Here is a 16,727-nt window from a genome sequence, read left to right on the forward strand (position 1 = left end):
TGTCTTAAATTTGCGAACTTTTTCATTTCGTCTGTATCTGATGCTGTGATGACATAGACCGCGTTAAACCTATTAATATTACAGACTTAGACTTTAATTGGCGTTATCATTATTTACGTTTACTTAACCTCATTCAGCCAAAAAAGCATGATAAAAAAAGCTCTCCTCACCATTGTTGGCCTGTTTGCCTTTTCTCATGGTGCCTATGCCGATGTTTCTTTGACTTTAAAAGGCATCGATGGCGCTTTAGAAGAGAATGTCAGTGCGTACCTGTCGTCCATTCCAACGAAGGACTACTCCACTTCTCTGCGTTTTCAAGCGAGATTAGATCAAAGTATCACTGAAGCTCTTAATGCGCTTGGGTATTATCATGCAAAAATTTCATACTCTATTCCGGAAGGGAATGATGAGTTGATCGTCAGCATCAAGCCGGGTTTACCTGTGAAAGTGAAAGTCATGGATGTGGTGATCACAGGTGAAGCAAAAGACGATGAAGAGTTCGCCAAACTTATTGAACGTTCACCGCTTAAAGTCGGCAAAGTATTGAATCAAGGTGAATACGATAGCCTGAAATCGGGTATTCGTAACTTGGCGTTGCAGCGTGGTTATTTTAATGGTGATTACAAGCTCAGCAAACTTGAAGTGATTCCTGACTTCAATGAAGCGAATGTGCGTTTGCATTATGACAGTGGTATTCGTTATCACTTTGGTCCGATTAACATTACTGGCAGTCAGATTTGGGAAAACCGTGTTGAATCAATGCGACCTTTTGAAATTGGTGAACCTTACTTAGTTTCGCAAGTGGGGGAGTACAACCAAAACCTGTCTAATACCGATTGGTTTTCATCGGTTTTTGTGGAGCCTGATTTAAGTAAATTGGATGAGGGACGCGAATTGCCAATTAAGGTCTCGCTCGCGCCAGCGTCAAAAAACCAAATAGAAACCGGCCTTGGTTACTCGACCGATACTGGTGTGCGTGGCACGTTAAAATGGAAAAAACCATGGGTTAGTTCACGTGGTCACAGCTTTAATACGGCGTTATCACTATCAAAGCCAGAACAGACGATCACGGCAGGCTACAAAATCCCGCTTGATGATGTATTGCGTGAATACTACCAACTGCAATTTGGTTTAAAGCACCTTGATAACCGAGATACGGAGAGTTTGGAATCCAACCTGGCAGTTGAACGACATTGGCTAACCGATGGCGGCTGGCATAAAACTATTTATGTTCGTCACTTGTACGAAAACTTCTCTCAAGGTCTGCAAGATGATGGGGTGCAATTTGTTTTACCCGGAGCCACTTTTTCACGAACTCGTGTCCGTGGTGGCAACATGCCAATGTGGGGGGATAAGCAAAGTGTAACGATCGAATATGGTGATCCTGCTTTGCTGTCAGAAACGCGAGTATTGCGCCTATTAGGGCGATCATCTTGGATCCGCGGGATCGGTGATAATCATCGTGGTTTGTTCCGCTTAGAAGGTGGTGCGAACATCACTGACGAATTTGAAAAGCTTTCACCTTCCCTGCGTTTCTTCGCTGGTGGTGATAACAACATTCGTGGTTATGGATATGAGTCTATTTCACCTGTGGATGAAAGTGGCGCCTTGACGGGTGGTAAATACATCGTCAGCAGCACATTAGAGTATCAATATCGCGTGTATGGAAACTGGTGGGCAGCCACCTTCTACGATATTGGTGATGCATTTAACGAAACACCTGAATGGAAATCGGGTGCTGGTGTGGGTATCCGTTGGGCGTCTCCGGTTGGACCGGTTAGCTTTGATTTTGCGTGGGGACTGGATGAAAAACCAGAAAGAGAGTTCCGCATCCACTTCTCATTGGGGCCTGAGTTATGATCAAAATGATGTTTAAGTGGACCAAATGGCTGTCGCTAAGTTTGATTGCTCTATTGCTGTTGCTCATCATTTTTGTTGCGACAGTGCTATTTACTCACCCTGGTCTTAAGCTCGCGTTGTGGGGAGCAGAAAAGGCTTTACCGCAACTACAGATAGAGAAAGTTCAGGGTTCATTATTTCCTCGTTTTGAGCTACAGAACGTCAGTTTTGTCGACGAATCTTTGAACATCGACGCAAAAGTCGATCGTTTAGCGTTAGCGGTTAACTTCCGTTGTTTCTTTGATCCTAAAGTCTGTGTCGATGAGCTAACCCTGCAAGGTGTTAACTTTCAGATGCCAGAGCTCCCTCCGGCAGGCGAAGAGCCAGAGGAGACACCGCCATTACGTACAGTCAGTACACCAGTCCCTATTTTTGTTAATAAGGTCAGTTTTGATGACATTAACTTAAACATTTTGGGCAACCAAATTGACTGGCAAGATTTCTCTACCGGGCTTTCTATGCAAGGCGACCGTTTAGTGATTGCGCCGACGGCATTAAAAGACATCAATGTTGCACTGGCTCCAAGTGAAGCTGAACCTGAAGCCGCCACCGACGAGCCGAAAGACGCTGACGCTCCGCCGCAAGATATTATGTTACCCGAGGTGTGGATTCCACTCACTGTGGAAGCAAGACGCCTCGATATTCATAACTTCAAGCTTGCAGGTGAGAAGCCGGTGATCGTTCACCAGCTTGGTGTTGTAGCGAAAGCGGGGGGCGACCGTGTTGATGTGAAAACATTAGAGCTCGATATGCCTGAAGTGGAAGGTAAGTTAAGCACGCAAGTAACGCTTTCTGCTGACTATCCTCTCAAAGCTCAGCTCGATGCGCTGGTGAAGCAAGCGGATGCGAAAGGGCAAAAGTTGTCGCTGTCAGCTGCTGGTTCGGTGGGAGACCTTTCTCTCACTGCGACCTTATCTGAACTAGTCGAAGCGGAGATCAAAGGTGAACTTCAGCCCCTGAAAGCGCAGTTACCCTTTGATGTTGCAATCAAAAATGTGCAAGCGCAATGGCCGTTAATCGGTCAAAGTGATTATCAAGTATCGGTACCAAGTTTATCTGCAAAAGGTTCCCTGGACGGATACATCGTGGCACTAGAAACACAAGCTTCGGGCAAAGATATTCCTGCTGTAGATGTTGCACTAAACGGCAAAGGCACATTAGAGCAAATCGATCTTGAAAGCCTGGTGGTTAAAACATTGGGCGGTGAGTTATCCGGTCAGGTGATGGCGAATTGGGTTGCGCCAATCAACTGGCAAGCTGACCTTAATTTGCAACATATTCAACCAGGGCTTCAATGGGAAGAAGCGGAAGGCGATATCAGTGGTAGCCTCTCGACTTCAGGTTCTTTAACAGAACAAGGCGGTTGGCAAGTCAGTTTACCTAAGTTAGATATCGATGGCATTTTGCGCGGTTATCCGCTGAATGTGGAAGGCCAACTGGAAGCGTCTGATAAGAATGGCAAAGGTGAAGACATTCAGCTTACCACGCAAGGTTTAGCGCTTTCTCATGGCCCTAACCAATTGAGTGCCAAGGGTAAGATTGATAAACAGATATTAATGGATGTTGAGGTTAACTTCCCCGATTTAGCAAAAAGTGTTCCGGATCTTGCGGGTAAGATGCAGGGCAATGTTGCGCTGCGTGGTAGCTTGAAAGAGCCTGACATCAAATTAGACCTAGCGCTAAATCAAGTGAACTGGCAGCAGCAAGCGAACGTTGAAAACATAACTTTGAAGGGGGATGTGACGCCTCTGCCAGCACCGAAAGCGAACTTAAGCCTCATTGCGAACAACATTACCTACGACGACATTAAAGTTGATAGTGCAGACCTTGAAGTTTCTGGGGATGAAAAACTGAACCAACTGACGCTAGATGTGGTGTCTGACATTGTATCAACCAGCTTAGAAATTGAAGGCTCATTCATACAGAAGCCGCAAATGATCTGGGATGGTGCATTGCGTCGTCTTACTTTGAGCACGCCGCAGGGACCTTGGACGTTGCAGAAATCGACGGCGGTTAAAGTCAACATTGATAAACAAATCGCTGATGTTCAAGCACATTGTTGGCTGCAAGCCAATTCGAGTGTTTGTTTGACCGAAGATATTAGTGTTGGTCAAAGTGGCGAAGCCAAGTTAGCTGTGAACGACTTTGACTTTGAACAAATCAAGCAGTTCCTGCCGCCAGAGACGAAATTACAAGGGTCGGTCAACGCGCAAGCGACAGCAAAATGGGCACCAGAGATGAAACCGGAAGTCACGGTGAACGTTGATATGCCTAAAGGTCAAGTAGAGCAAGCATTAGAGCAGCCGATAACTCTTGGTTGGGAAAGCTTTAGCTTTAAAGCGGCGCTGGCAAAAGACAAGTTAGATGCTGAGTGGTTATTTGATGTGAGAGACAACGGTGACTTATCTGGTCAGGTTTCTTTGGTCGATGTAACGTCTGAGCAGCCTGAGATTGACGGTAAGGTCTCGCTATCGACATTCCATCTGGATTTCTTAGCGCCGTTGATAGGTGAGTACAGCCTATTCAAAGCGAACATGAATACTGATTTGGCGATATCTGGTGATGTTATGCACCCTAAAGTCAACGGTCAGTTCTTGATTGATCAAATGAAGCTACAAGGTGAAGTCACGCCGATAGACATTAACTCCGGTCAGGTCGCGATCAACTTTAAAGGTCACCAAGCGGATCTTGATGCGGGTATCATTACGCCAGATGGTGAGTTGGAAGTGACCGGTGAGGCCGATTGGCAGGATCTACAAAATTGGCATACCAAAGCGCGCGTATTTGCGAAAGAGCTTCAGGTGGATCTTCCACCAATGGTAAAAATCAAAGTTGAGCCGGACATGACCATTGATGTCACACCACAGCTTGCTAAGGTCGAAGGTAATATTAATCTGCCTTGGGGACGAGTTGTGGTTGAAGAGCTGCCACCAAGTGCGGTTGGTGTTTCAAGCGACACCGTGATTTTGGACCAGAACTTACAGCCTGTGAGTGATATCGAGCCAATGCCATTTGATGTTGAAACGGATATCAACATTAAGATCGGTGATGACTTTCAACTGGCCGCCTTTGGCTTGAAAGGTGGTCTGAAAGGTAACCTCAATGTGACACAGAAAGATAAAGGTCCGTTCATCGTTGGTGAGGTTAATATCGTCGACGGTTCTTACCGCTCTTTTGGTCAGGATTTGGTGATTGAAGAAGGTAAGATCTTAATGAATGGTCCGGCAGATCAGCCGTACGTTTCTATTAAGGCGATTCGAAATCCAGATAATACCCAAGATGACGTGATTGCTGGTGTGCGTGTAACAGGACCAGCATCGGATCCAAATGTGGAGATATTCTCTGAGCCAGCGATGCCTCAAGCGAATGCGCTCTCTTACCTACTTCGCGGTCAAGACATTGATGGCGAAGCGGGAGGCAATGCTATGACGACCACGTTGATCGGCCTAAGTTTGGCAAAGAGTGGACGCGTGGTTGGTGAAATCGGTGAAGCCTTTGGGGTTCAAGATTTACAATTGGATACGGCGGGTTCGGGCGATGATTCTCAAGTGACCGTCAGTGGTTACATTCTGCCGGGATTACAGGTGAAATACGGCGTCGGCATCTTTAACTCACTAGGCGAGTTCACAGTGCGTTATCGATTGATGCAAGATCTGTATTTAGAGGCGGTTTCTGGTGTAGATAGTGCGGTTGACCTACTCTATCAATTTGAGTTCGATTAGAGCTTGTTCACCTGCGTACATAAAGTTCATGACTAAGGAGTGGTTATGCAGCATTTAGTTTTTGTATATGGGACCTTGCGTAAAGGAGAGTGTAATCATCACTTTCTGAGCTCGGCCCAGTTTCTTGGTCAGCATGAAACGGATGCTCAGTTTGCACTGTATGACTTAGGTCCTTATCCCGCGTTGTCTGTCGGGCAGCGCTCGATACAAGGTGAAGTGTATCTGATTGATGATGAAACCTTATCCGAGCTAGATAAGCTGGAAGATGTGCCAGTAGAGTATCGTCGAGAGAGCATCGTCACGCCGTTTGGCCAAGCTTGGATCTACTTGTATCAAGATACTGAACAACTGACCGAAGAAATCGCTTCCGGAGATTGGTGTCAAAAGGTGTGAGCTATACTGACATTATCAATAGCGACGAGCTGGTCACTAAGGAGTCATGATGAAGGTATTCGTAATTGTATCAATGGCGTTGATTCTTGCCGCATGCGCGCAAACAACTCTGCCGACCTCGAGTAATGCTACCGACTGGCAAGCGTTTGGTAAGCAGTCTGCCTTAGATGGATTAAGAGTTTTATCTGAAGATCGTATCGCTGCACTGGATGGTACGAATCATACTACGCCTGAACTGATCATGGCCTATCAAACGGGTTATCAGCAAGGGAAGCAAGAGTATTGTGAACAAAGCGCGTATATGCTTGGTGTTATCGGGCGTCCGTATTTTGGTATTTGTGATGACCTAGACCCCTTCTTTCAGCATGACTATGACGCCGGCCGAATGTCTTCTGCAGGCGCGCCTATCTAGTTGACTTACACAAGATGAAAAGCAAAAGAGCTGCCCTAAAGCAGCTCTTTTTATTTTTGTATCAGCCGTGATGCTTATTTTTTCTGAGCGCGCTCGTAAGATTCTAGGATTTCAGCTTTAGCGGCAGCAACATCTGCCCAACCATCCACTTTCACCCATTTACCTGCTTCAAGCTCTTTGTAACGCTCAAAGAATTGCGTGATCTGCGCTTTCAGTAGTTCTGGGATATCGTCCACATCTTGGATGTGATCGTACTCTTTCGAGATTTTGGTGTGTGGAACCGCAAACACTTTTGCGTCTTCACCTGACTCATCCGTCATATTCAAAACGCCAACAGGACGGCAGCGAATCACTGAACCTGGCATAAGTGGGTATGGTGTTGGTACCAGTACGTCGACTGGGTCGCCATCAAGAGACAGCGTATTGTTCACGTAGCCATAGTTACATGGGTAGAACATCGGTGCAGACATGAAACGGTCAACAAATACCGCACCAGAGTCTTTATCTACTTCGTACTTGATTGGATCTGCATTTGCAGGAATTTCGATCACGACATAGATATCTTCAGGCAGTGACTTGCCTGCTGGCACATGGTTTAAGCTCATTAGAATATTCCTTTTCATTAACGATGAGTCACACTGAAGCGGCTTCATCTGATGATAAATTCGCGTTTCACTTTAGCGACAAAAACGCGGCAGGTAAACACCTGCCGCGTTGGACAAAGGTCTGAAATTATTCTTCGTCGCGGTGCAGTTCAAGGAACTCTTCAACTTTGCGAACCATGTTCTTAGAACCAACAAAGAAAGGCACACGTTGGTGCAATTCGGTTGGTTTGATATCCATGATGCGATTGACGCCGTCTGATGCAATACCGCCAGCTTGCTCAATTAAGAACGCCATTGGGTTACATTCATAAAGTAGACGCAGTTTGCCCTGTGGATGGCTTTGCGTACTAGGGTAAAGGTAGATACCACCTTTCAGTAAGTTGCGGTGGAAATCAGCAACCAATGAGCCAATGTAGCGCGAAGTGTATGGACGACCGTCTTCTGGCACATTCTCTTGGCAGTACTTGATGTACTTCTTCACCCCTTGAGGGAAGCGAATGTAGTTACCTTCGTTGATCGAATAAATCTTGCCTTCTTCTGGAATCATCATGTTTTCATGAGAAAGGCAGAAGCTGCCGATAGATGGGTCGTAAGTAAAGCCGTTTACGCCGTTACCCGTGGTATAAACCAACATGGTTGATGAACCGTAAATCACGTAACCAGCGGCAACTTGCTTATGACCAGGCTGAAGGAAGTCTTCTTCTGTCGCTGGTGTGCCAATAGGTGAAACACGGCGATAAATAGAGAAGATAGTACCGACAGAGACGTTCACATCGATGTTAGAAGAACCATCAAGTGGGTCCATCAGTACCACATATTTGGCGTTTTGGTTGAGCTCTTTGTTGAAAGCAACCGCTTCGTCTTCTTCCTCACTGGCAACGCCACACACTTGGTCACGAGCTTCAAGCGCGGCTTTGAACTTATCGTTCGCGTAAACATCGAGCTTTTGCTGGTCTTCACCTTGGACATTTTCCGTGCCTACAGCACCAGTGATATCACCGAGACCCGCTGCGTTGATTTCGCGGTTAACGATTTTTGCAGCTAAACGAATGGAGGCTAAAAGAGATGATAGATCACCGCTAGCGTGGGGGAAATCCGCTTGTTTTTCGACAATGAACTCGCCTAGGGTGCGCAGTCCTGACATGGTTAATCCTTACATTTTCATTTCATTGGGGGTAGTGCGCAAGTGAGCATCTCTTTATGGATGTTAAACGATTGCGCTGGATGTAAGTTTAAGTCGCAGATCTTTTTAATGGTAATGAAGTAACTGTTTGAGATCTCAATTTATTTGTAGACTTGTTTGAGGGATTCATCAGTAAGCAAGAGGTTGTACAGTCTGTGTTCAACCTTGTCATATTTGTGAAAGGGACTGCAAGAAGAAGGCTAAAGTCTCTCGCTTTTCTGGTTGTGATCGCGATAATGAAAGCATTAAAGAACGCATTACAAGGTTTAGTTTATGCACATTCATATCTTGGGTATCTGTGGCACATTTATGGGCGGCGCTGCGATTTTAGCGCGCCAATTAGGGCATAAAGTCACTGGTTCTGATGCCAACGTTTACCCACCGATGAGCACGTTGCTTGAGTCTCAAGGTATTGAAATCATTGAAGGCTTCGACCCGTCTCAACTCGACCCTCAACCAGACCTTGTGGTGATTGGTAATGCCATGAGCCGCGGTAACCCATGTGTTGAACACGTGCTCAATACCAACATGCGCTACACCTCTGGTCCGCAGTGGCTCAACGAGTTTTTGCTGCACGATCGCTGGGTATTGGCGGTATCGGGGACACACGGTAAAACGACCACGTCGAGCATGCTGGCTTGGATACTCGAAGACTGCGGTTATCAACCTGGTTTCCTAGTTGGTGGAGTACTTGGTAACTTTGGAGTCTCTGCTCGTTTGGGTGAAAGCATGTTTTTTGTCGTTGAAGCGGACGAATATGACAGTGCTTTTTTCGATAAGCGTTCTAAGTTTGTGCACTACCATCCTCGAACCTTAATCATGAACAACCTTGAGTTTGATCATGCTGACATCTTCGATGATCTAGAGGCGATCAAGCGCCAATTCCATCATTTAGTGCGAACGGTTCCCGGCAATGGCTTAATCTTAGCTCCGAAGCAAGACCAAGCTTTGGCGGATGTATTAGAGCGTGGTTGCTGGACAGAAAAGCAGTTTTCAGGTGTTGATGGCGACTGGCAAGCGCACAAATTAGTGGTCGATGGCTCAAAATTTGAAGTTGCTCTACAAGGCGAGAAGGTCGGTACCGTCGAATGGGATTTGGTGGGTGATCATAACGTTGATAATGCGTTAATGGCGATTGCCGCGGCGCGACACGTTGGCGTAACGCCGGAGCTTGCGTGTCAGGCTCTGGGCCGTTTCATTAACACCAAGCGCCGTCTTGAGTTAAAAGGTGAAGAGCAAGGTGTGACGGTTTACGATGATTTTGCGCATCACCCAACGGCAATTGAACTCACCGTCGGTGGTTTGCGTAACAAGGTAGGCGAAAAACGCATTCTTGCCGTGTTGGAACCTCGTTCTGCCACTATGAAGCGCGGCGTGCACAAAAACACACTCGCGGATTCACTACACAGCGCAGATGAAGTGTTCTTATTCCAACCAGACAACATCGAATGGTCGGTGCAAGATATCGCGGAACAATGTCAGCAACCTGCTTTTGTTGACGCTGACATCGATAACTTTGTAGCGAAAATCGTTGAACGTGCGCAGCCAGGTGACCAAATTCTGGTGATGAGTAATGGTGGCTTTGGCGGTATTCACGGCAAGATCCTCGAGCAACTTAAACAAAAAGTCTGATTTTATGCAAAACAAACAGCAGCAAGCAGAAAAAGCCATCACTTTAGCGTTAACTGGAGCATCTGGTGCGCCTTATGGTCTGCGACTTTTAGAATGTTTGGTCGCGGCGGATTATCATGTCTACGTTCTGATCTCTTCGGCGGCTCGTGTCGTGATGGCAACCGAACACAACCTTAAGCTGCCAAGTGGGCCAGAAGCCGCAAAGCAAGCGTTGGTAGAGCACCTGAACTGCAATCCCGATAACATCACCGTTTGTGGTAAAGATGACTGGTTCTCACCGGTAGCATCTGGCTCTGCGGCACCAAAGCAAATGGTGGTTTGCCCATGTTCTGCGGGAAGTGTTGCGGCGATTGCGCATGGTATGTCGGATAACTTGATTGAGCGCGCCGCTGACGTGGTGATGAAAGAGCGTGGGCAGTTGTTGCTCGTCGTTCGCGAAACGCCATTTTCAACGCTGCATCTGGAGAACATGCACAAGCTATCGCAAATGGGCGTGACCATCATGCCAGCGGCTCCGGGCTTCTATCATCAGCCAAAGAGCATTGAAGACTTAGTGGATTTTATGGTGGCGAGAATTCTCGACCACTTAGGTATTGAGCAAGGTTTAGTGCCTCGTTGGGGTTATGACCAGCGTTCGTGAGCTGATTGTGTAACCACTCAAATACCTTTACAATCCATCCAACTCATCGGGGAGCAAACCCATTTAGCATTGAGTCAATCAATGCATTTGGGCGCTGAGACCTAAGTTCTTAACTAGGGACCCGTATTACCTGAACCAGATAATGCTGGCGTAGGAATTGAGTCTGGATATTGGAAGTCCTTAATAGCCGCCTCAACCCTGTGCCGCTCAACTTATTTCTCTGAGATACTCATGGAGAGCGAGCAGTGAAACCCACTCTAAATCTGATTGCCCTAGCTGCAATCACCTCTACTTCAGCGCTTGCCGCTGAAAACCCATTAACTATTTATACCTACGATTCTTTTGCCGCAGATTGGGGGCCGGGTCCTAAAATCGAGCAAGCTTTTGAAGCAAAATGTGGCTGTGACGTTAACTTCGTGGCGTTGGACGATGGTGTGTCGATCCTGAATCGTCTTCGTCTTGAAGGCGGTAATAGCAAAGCCGACATCGTGTTAGGTTTGGATAACAACCTGATGGCCGAAGCGAAGAAAACCGGTCTGCTTACCGAGCACAATGTGGATACGGCCAACACAGTGCTACCAAATGGTTGGAGCGACACGACGTTTGTACCGTACGATTACGGCTACTTCGCGTTTGTGTACAACACAGAGAAACTGGCTAATCCGCCGAAAAGCATGAAAGAGCTGGTGGAAACGCGCGACGATTTGAAAGTGATTTATCAAGATCCGCGTACGTCAACGCCTGGCCAAGGCTTGATGCTGTGGATGAAATCCATCTATGGCGACGATGTGACGCAAGCGTGGCAGAAGCTAGCGAGCAAAACCGTAACGGTCACGAAAGGTTGGTCAGAAGCGTATTCCATGTTCCTTAACGGCGAGTCGGACTTAGTGCTTTCTTACACTACGTCACCTGCGTACCACTTAATTGCGGAAAACGATTCAAAGTTTGCGACGGCGAATTTTGCTGAAGGTCACTACATGCAAGTTGAAGTCGCCGCTAAAGTGAAAGGGGCAAAAAATTCAGAACTTGCTGATCAATTTATGAATTTCATTTTAAGTGATGAGTTCCAGTCAGCGATGCCAACGGGTAACTGGATGTACCCTGTTACAGACGTTGAGTTACCTAAAGGTTTTGAAACCTTGAGCGTTCCAAACAAGTCGTTGAGCTTTAGTGCTGATGAAGTGGCAAAAATGCGTAAGTCTTGGATTCGCGAATGGCAAAGCGCACTGACGTTTTAGCTGACGTTCCACCCCTCATCTGAATGAGATAGGTTTTACCTTTGAATTCTGTTCCAAAAATAGGTTTAGGGGTCGCGATGATCATCGCGACCTTTGTTGTTTCTGCCCTAGGTGCTTTGATTGTTCAAGCCCCTTCACTTGATGTGTCTGTGGTATGGGACGACCCGTATTATCAACATGTCACCAAGTTCAGCTTCTACCAAGCTTTTCTTTCTACATTGCTCAGTGTTGGTTTTGCCATTCCAGTTGCGCACGCGCTTTCGCGTCGCCAATTTTGGGGTAAATCATTACTGCTTAAGCTATTTGCATCGACATTGGTTTTGCCGGTTTTGGTTGGTGTTTTCGGGCTATTAGCGATTTATGGCAACAGCGGTTTGTTAGCGCAGTGGCTACAGAGTTTCGATAGCAAACTGCCATTTTCTATTTACGGTTTGAACGGCATTTTACTCGCCCATGTGTTCTTTAATTTACCTTACGCGGCGCGCTTGCTGTTGCAAGCTTTGGAGTCCATTCCTGCCGAGCAACATAAGCTGTGTGCGCATTTAGGTATGAACCATTGGAATAAGTTTCGTTGGGTGGAATGGCCGCGTTTAAGACAGCAACTTCCCCACGTTTGTGGCTTGGTATTTATGTTGTGCTTCACCAGTTTTGCCACTGTAATGGCGTTGGGGGGCGGGCCAAAATCCACCACCATTGAATTGGCAATTTACCAAGCGATTAAGTTTGATTTTGATTTACAAGCTGGAGCGTTATTGGCGCTGTGGCAGATGCTGTTATGTGGACTGCTTGCCATTGGAGTGCAGAAGTTAACAAAGCCTGTTTCTATCAGTGCTGGCAGCACATCGGTACAGCAATATTTAACGAAGGATCATGGGTGGTCAAAAGCTTGGGATAGCTTTTGGATCATAGGTGCTTTTTTACTGGTGATACCACCGTTATTGATGGTGTTACTGAGTGGCATCAACCAACAAGTTTGGACGGTGTTAACCGATGAACGTTTTTGGTCTGCGTTATCTAACTCACTCAAAGTGGCAGGGTTAGCCAGTGCGCTTGCGGTCGCTGCGGGCGTGTCCATATTGTTGACCAGCCGTCGTTGGCGTTTGCAGTACAAAAACACGCGAGCTGATCAGATTGAGTTAATCGGCACCATTATTTTGGTGACGCCAGGTTTGGTGATTAGCACCGGATTATTCTTGCTGTTGCGATCATTTACCGATGTTTTTAGCTTGGCGTTTTTTGTTGTGATTTTGGTAAATGGTTTGATGGCTTTGCCTTACGTGATCAAAACGCTGGCACAGCCAATGCTGCACATCGAGCTGCAATACCAGTATGTGTGTGCCAGTTTAGGCATGCGTGGCTGGCAACGCTTTAAAGTGGTGGAGTGGCAGGCGCTGCGCAAGCCATTCGCACATGCGTTTGCGATCAGCTTTATGTTTGCGATTGGCGATTTAAGTGCTATCGCGTTGTTTGGCGGACAAGAGTTCCGCACTTTACCTCTGTATTTATTCCAGCTGCTTGGCAGCTATCAGATGGACGCGGCTGCGGTGGTATCGGTGACCTTGTTGTTGTTGAGTGTGGGCTGTTTCGCCTTGATTGAGAAAGTATTGAAAACGAAGGAGAGAGCGTAATGTTAGTGTTGGATGATGTGCAGTACACCTACCAACGTGAGCTGTTTCGTTTTGACTTAACGATTGAGCAAGGTCAGATAGTGTCGCTGATGGGACCAAGTGGAGCTGGAAAATCGACGTTGCTGGCGTTGGTGGCTGGGTTTATCCATCCTGACCAAGGTGACATTCGGGTTGATGGTGAGTCTATTGTGCACAAAGAGCCTTATCAGCGTCCTTTCTCCATGCTGTTCCAAGAGCATAACTTGTTTTCTCACTTGTCGGTGCGTGACAACATTGGCTTAGGTTTACACCCAGGGCTGAAGCTCACGGTAGACCAAAAGCGTCAGGTTGAACAAGCCGCGCAGCAAGTTGGCGTTGCAGAGTACCTCGACCGTTTGCCTGAGCACCTTTCTGGTGGGCAGCGTCAACGTGTTGCCTTGGCGCGTTGTTTTGTTCAGCCTCATCCTATGTGGCTGTTGGATGAGCCTTTCTCGGCGCTTGATCCGGTTTTACGTGAAGAGATGCTGAGTTTGGTAAAAAAACTGGCGGCAGAGCGGGGAATAACCGTATTGATGGTCACGCATCATTTAAGCGATGCCAAAGCCATTGCCAGCCACTTTGTGTTTGTAGCTGATGGCAAAGTGGAAGCGGCGGATAGTATGTCTGCATTGAGTGAGCAGCATGCTAGTGAGAAGCTTGCGGCATTTATCCGAGCCGCACGCTAATGCTCAATGGTGGCTGGGTTATGCTTCTCCGCAACACAAACCATGTCGAGGACCAAATTCAAATTGAGATCTTAGGCTCATGATATGGTCAATCATCGCTTGTACTCGTCGCGTTCGGTTTGCGCCAGGACGATAGACTAAATAAATGGGCATTGGTACCGTGTGCCATTGAGGTAAAACTCTGACTAAGGAGCCATTTTCCAGCTCTTGCGTCATGTTTTGCATAGGTAAGTTAGCGATTCCCAACCCTTTGAGCGCGCCTTTTAATACCGCTTCTACGGTGGTGCTAGAGAAGTTACTGGTTACCGAGACGTTGACCGTGTTGTCCTGAGAAATCAACGTCCAAGGGCCTATCTCTGAAACATACTGATACCTCAAACAGTTGTGTGTTGTCAGATCTTCTGGCGTTTTAGGTACGCCACACTCAGCTAAATACTCAGGACTGGCGGCCAATACTCGGGTGGTGTAACCCAATTTTTTAGCAATCAGTCGATCATCAACGATCTGGCCGACTCGAATTGCCATATCAAAACCGTGTGAAAATAGATCAACAAAATCGTTCGATGCTTCTAACGCAATTTGTACTTTTGGCCATTGTTTTAAAAATGGTAAAAAGATGTGCTCAGCCATATACGCGTCCAATGCTGGTGGCGCAGCAATGCGAAGCCGACCTTGGATCTGCTGTTCCATTTCCTGAACGTCTTGACCAATCGAGTGAAATTCTTCAACTAAGCTTGCAGCACGCTCTAAAACCATTTGACCAGCTTCGGTAATCACCAACTTTCGGGTCGTGCGCTCTAGGAGCTTGGCTTCAAAGTGTTGTTCGAGTTTGGTTATGGCTTTACTAACAGTAGATTTTGGTAGGTTTAACTCCAGCGCGCACTTGGTTAAGCTCAGTAGTCGACAGCTTGTGACAAAGATAGAGAGCGTCCTAAAGTCAATTGTTTCTAAATTTCGAACAATCACTTTCAATTATCCATATTGTTTCAATATTGATCTGATTATAGTCTGGCTCCTCATCCTTAGCCATCAAGTTATTGTCATTTGAGGTAACCAACATGTCCAACTCTGTAGACTTATTTTCTCCTATCGAACTCGGTCAATTAGCATTAGATAACCGTGCCATTATGGCCCCTTTAACGCGCGCTCGTGCCAGCGCAGATCATATCCCGAATGACCTTATGGTTGAGTATTATGCTCAACGCGCGAGTGCTGGACTTATCATTGCTGAATGCACCATGGTGATGGAAGGAACGTCTGCTTTTATGGCGGAACCGGGCATTTATAACGAAGAACAAATTGCAGCTTGGAAAAAGGTAACGGATGCGGTTCATGAAAGAGGCGGTAAGATCGTATTGCAAATTTGGCATGCGGGACGCGCTTGTCATCCTGAACTGAATGATGGGAAAACGCCTGTTGCAGCGAGCGCACTAGCCATTCGTGATGAGTTAGTCCATACCCCTTCCGGTAAGCAAGCATATACGGTACCACGAGCACTCGAAGTGGATGAGATAGCTTCTATTGTGGCGGCGTTTAAGCAAGGTGCGGAAAACGCCAAGAAAGCAGGCTTTGATGGTGTGGAGATACATGGCGCCAATGGTTATCTTATCGATAACTTTCTTCGTGATGGTTCGAATTTACGTACTGATGAGTACGGTGGCTCAGTCGAAAATCGTGCCCGCTTTTTACTTGAGATAGTTAAAGAAGTGGTCGAGGTATGGGGACCTGGAAGAGTAGGGCTGCGCACATCACCATTAAATGGATTTAATGACATGAAAGACAGCGATCCGGTTGGCTTGGTTCGTTACTTAGCTAAGCAACTTAATGCTTTCGATCTTGCTTATTGGCACGTGATGCGTGCGGATCTAAAGGGCGTACAAAAAGCAGATGTTCTCAAGCCAGCACGCGAAAACTATCAAGGTTACCTAATGGCCAACGTGGGCTACAGTGCACAAGAAGCGACAACGGCAATTGCAGAAAATCAAGTTGATGTGGTTGCATTTGGCGTTCCATTTATCGCCAACCCTGATTTAGTTGAGCGATTTAAGAAAAATGCACCTCTTAATGAGGCAAAACCTGAGCACTTTTATTTAGGTGGAGCAGAAGGTTATACCGATTACCCAGTAATGGCATAATCCTTACTTGTTCAATATAAAAAGGACGCTAATGTTAGCGTCCTTTTTCGTTTCTTTAGTTGTTTAACCTTGCGGTTTCACGACCATCACATTGATTGGAGAATATTCCACGACCTTACTTGCGACAGAGCCAAGCATTACTTTATTGATTTTAGAACGCTTGTGACTTGGCATAATGATGAGATCAGCGCCCAAGCGCTCTGCATAATCAAGAATCGTCGCGTAGGCTTTGCCCTCAGCAACATGCACTTGGTACACCACATCTTCAGCAATATGCTTATTGGCAAAAGCTTTTAATTGCTGCTTCACGTCTTGCTTCATTTTGGCTGCTGCATCTTTTGGGAAGTATGTAGCAACCATCGACATGTGAATACCAGGTAGTACTGTTAGAAGGTGGATTTGCGCATTCGCTTGCTTTGCCTGCCAAACCGCTAGTTCAACCGCTCGGTCTGAAAAGCCTTGGTCATTTAGATCAACCGGAACAAGAATTTGTTTGTACATTCAATGTCTCTCACTAAGGCCCCTTGTCCTCGGGG

General features: G+C 46.6%; 14 protein-coding genes and 1 riboswitch. Of the genes, 10 read left to right on the forward strand and 4 right to left on the reverse strand.

Going from position 1 to position 16,727, the window contains the following annotated elements:
- Nucleotides 1–147: 147 nt before the first annotated feature.
- The 4 genes from ACHFJ9_RS09530 to ACHFJ9_RS09545 are packed head-to-tail and all read left to right on the forward strand — an operon-like array spanning nucleotide 148 to nucleotide 6,426.
- The gene (locus ACHFJ9_RS09530) at nucleotides 148–1,860 is read left to right on the forward strand and encodes an autotransporter assembly complex family protein (protein WP_065644947.1); all 1,713 of its coding nucleotides are present in this window, start codon (nucleotides 148–150) and stop codon (nucleotides 1,858–1,860) included.
- Nucleotides 1,857–5,621, forward strand: coding sequence for a translocation/assembly module TamB domain-containing protein (locus ACHFJ9_RS09535; RefSeq protein WP_395356626.1), 3,765 nt, complete (start codon nucleotides 1,857–1,859; stop codon nucleotides 5,619–5,621). Before ACHFJ9_RS09530 ends, ACHFJ9_RS09535 begins: the two co-directional genes overlap by 4 nt.
- A 45-nt stretch (nucleotides 5,622–5,666) precedes the next feature.
- Nucleotides 5,667–6,014: a gamma-glutamylcyclotransferase gene (locus tag ACHFJ9_RS09540; protein WP_012841162.1), complete on the forward strand. Its 348-nt coding sequence runs from the start codon at nucleotides 5,667–5,669 to the stop codon at nucleotides 6,012–6,014.
- 49 nt (nucleotides 6,015–6,063) lie between these two features.
- Nucleotides 6,064–6,426, forward strand: a complete 363-nt coding sequence (locus tag ACHFJ9_RS09545; protein ID WP_395357416.1) for a DUF2799 domain-containing protein — start codon at nucleotides 6,064–6,066, stop codon at nucleotides 6,424–6,426.
- Between the two features lie 74 nt (nucleotides 6,427–6,500).
- On the opposite strand, the gene ppa is transcribed toward ACHFJ9_RS09545, so the two are convergent.
- Both ppa and fbp read right to left on the reverse strand, forming a co-directional pair.
- Nucleotides 6,501–7,031, reverse strand: coding sequence for an inorganic diphosphatase (gene ppa, locus ACHFJ9_RS09550; protein WP_086046501.1), 531 nt, complete (start codon nucleotides 7,029–7,031; stop codon nucleotides 6,501–6,503).
- A 127-nt stretch (nucleotides 7,032–7,158) separates the two neighbouring features.
- On the reverse strand, nucleotides 7,159–8,175 hold the full coding sequence (gene fbp, locus ACHFJ9_RS09555; protein ID WP_005392321.1) for a class 1 fructose-bisphosphatase: 1,017 nt from the start codon (nucleotides 8,173–8,175) through the stop codon (nucleotides 7,159–7,161).
- A 312-nt stretch (nucleotides 8,176–8,487) separates the two neighbouring features.
- On the opposite strand from fbp, the gene mpl reads away from it, so the two are divergent.
- The 5 genes from mpl (at nucleotide 8,488) to thiQ (ending at nucleotide 14,056) form a co-directional block, all read left to right on the forward strand.
- Nucleotides 8,488–9,846, forward strand: a complete 1,359-nt coding sequence (gene mpl / locus ACHFJ9_RS09560; RefSeq protein ID WP_170902406.1) for a UDP-N-acetylmuramate:L-alanyl-gamma-D-glutamyl-meso-diaminopimelate ligase — start codon at nucleotides 8,488–8,490, stop codon at nucleotides 9,844–9,846.
- Between the two features lie 4 nt (nucleotides 9,847–9,850).
- Nucleotides 9,851–10,486 (forward strand): flavin prenyltransferase UbiX, encoded by a 636-nt coding sequence (locus tag ACHFJ9_RS09565; protein ID WP_046874042.1) that lies wholly within the window; start codon nucleotides 9,851–9,853, stop codon nucleotides 10,484–10,486.
- 37 nt (nucleotides 10,487–10,523) lie between these two features.
- A riboswitch (TPP riboswitch) is annotated at nucleotides 10,524–10,660 on the forward strand.
- A 71-nt stretch (nucleotides 10,661–10,731) separates the two neighbouring features.
- Nucleotides 10,732–11,724, forward strand: coding sequence for a thiamine ABC transporter substrate binding subunit (gene thiB, locus ACHFJ9_RS09570; protein WP_395356630.1), 993 nt, complete (start codon nucleotides 10,732–10,734; stop codon nucleotides 11,722–11,724).
- A 41-nt stretch (nucleotides 11,725–11,765) separates the two neighbouring features.
- Nucleotides 11,766–13,352, forward strand: coding sequence for a thiamine/thiamine pyrophosphate ABC transporter permease ThiP (thiP, locus tag ACHFJ9_RS09575; protein WP_395356632.1), 1,587 nt, complete (start codon nucleotides 11,766–11,768; stop codon nucleotides 13,350–13,352).
- Nucleotides 13,352–14,056 (forward strand): thiamine ABC transporter ATP-binding protein, encoded by a 705-nt coding sequence (gene thiQ, locus ACHFJ9_RS09580; RefSeq protein WP_047009041.1) that lies wholly within the window; start codon nucleotides 13,352–13,354, stop codon nucleotides 14,054–14,056. The genes thiP and thiQ overlap by 1 nt, the downstream gene beginning before the upstream one ends.
- Nucleotides 14,057–14,074: 18 nt before the next feature.
- Here thiQ and ACHFJ9_RS09585 read toward each other — a convergent pair whose 3' ends face one another.
- The gene (locus tag ACHFJ9_RS09585; RefSeq protein ID WP_065644956.1) at nucleotides 14,075–15,022 is read right to left on the reverse strand and encodes a LysR family transcriptional regulator; all 948 of its coding nucleotides are present in this window, start codon (nucleotides 15,020–15,022) and stop codon (nucleotides 14,075–14,077) included.
- Between the two features lie 92 nt (nucleotides 15,023–15,114).
- Here ACHFJ9_RS09585 and ACHFJ9_RS09590 point away from each other — a divergent pair, with 92 nt between their 5' ends.
- On the forward strand, nucleotides 15,115–16,191 hold the full coding sequence (locus ACHFJ9_RS09590; protein WP_005392308.1) for an alkene reductase: 1,077 nt from the start codon (nucleotides 15,115–15,117) through the stop codon (nucleotides 16,189–16,191).
- A 63-nt stretch (nucleotides 16,192–16,254) separates the two neighbouring features.
- Here the strand turns inward: ACHFJ9_RS09590 and ACHFJ9_RS09595 are convergent, their stop codons facing one another.
- Nucleotides 16,255–16,692, reverse strand: coding sequence for a universal stress protein (locus ACHFJ9_RS09595; RefSeq protein ID WP_005392306.1), 438 nt, complete (start codon nucleotides 16,690–16,692; stop codon nucleotides 16,255–16,257).
- Nucleotides 16,693–16,727: the final 35 nt, after the last annotated feature.

The organism is Vibrio sp. D3 (assembly GCF_043995865.1).
Classification (GTDB): domain Bacteria; phylum Pseudomonadota; class Gammaproteobacteria; order Enterobacterales; family Vibrionaceae; genus Vibrio; species Vibrio diabolicus.